The organism is Bartonella sp. CL71SXKL, from assembly GCF_042194935.1.
In the GTDB taxonomy this organism is placed as follows: domain Bacteria; phylum Pseudomonadota; class Alphaproteobacteria; order Rhizobiales; family Rhizobiaceae; genus Bartonella.
In genome coordinates this window covers 1-844 of record NZ_JBHINI010000095.1, presented here as the reverse complement: position 1 = coordinate 844, position 844 = coordinate 1, and the positions used below count along the sequence as shown (strand labels likewise).

Annotated in this window: 1 protein-coding gene; it reads left to right on the top strand. The window is 32.9% G+C overall.

Going from position 1 to position 844, the window contains the following annotated elements; genetic code table 11:
• Nucleotides 1–29 precede the first annotated feature (29 nt).
• Nucleotides 30–770 carry a type IV secretion system protein gene (locus tag ACFILA_RS09655; protein ID WP_375661139.1) on the top strand — a complete coding sequence of 247 codons (741 nt, stop codon included), beginning with the start codon at nt 30–32 and terminating at the stop codon, nt 768–770.
• Nucleotides 771–844: the final 74 nt, after the last annotated feature.

Here is an 844-nt window from a genome sequence, read left to right as displayed (position 1 = left end):
ATCCCTGCCGAAATCAAGCGAGCAAACAGATGAAAAAGATATTTATTATAACAGGAATGATTACCCTTTTGGGAATGCAGAATCTAGCTCCAGCAAATGCAAATAAAACAGGTGTAAGCGTATCTTTCGAACCCTCATCACCAGCTGCAGTTTCACCACCTGCTCCATCAGCAGAATATCTGGAGCTTATTAATCTATTAAAAAAAGGGGAAATTATTGAGCTCTTAAAAAAACAGCTTGAGTTGCAAAAAGAACAAAATTCACAAATAGAAAAAGCCTATCAAACTATAACAAAGAGTCAGAAAACTGGATCTAAAACAATAGACTTTTCTAGTTTTTTTCTCAAAGAGCCAGAATTGCTCTATAAGAGTGATAAGCTTTCAAGAAAATCATATCAAAAGGTATTAGAGGACGAAAACAAAATTTCTGGGTCTTTTAATCAAATGGGCAAAGCTATTTTTGCGCGTTTACAATATTTATCGATACTAGATAAAGCTATAACTTTGAAAACTTTTGAAAACGTAGAAAATCGTTTTCAATACCTCAAAAATCTATTTAAAGAACTTCAAACAAAAGAAAACCTGAAAGATATTGCAGATCTTCAAGCACATATAGATGGTTCGTTAACCATGATTCAAAATGAATCTATAAAAATGCAAATGATAACGCATTTACGTAACGCTGAGCAATCACTTATCAAAAAGGAAAGACGCGAACTTGATATGAAAATTTTTGACAATGAAAAAAAAGAGATGCCTATCATACGGTGAAAACAAAAGCCACTGTAGAAGGTTCAATACTATCTGAACAATTCAGAGAGGCACAAAGATTTTATCAAAGCCAA

Bases quoted from the DNA above. Each gene is read 5' to 3' on its own strand.
- ACFILA_RS09655 (WP_375661139.1), top strand. From the start codon at position 30: ATGAAAAAGATATTTATTATAACAGGAATGATTACCCTTTTGGGAATG.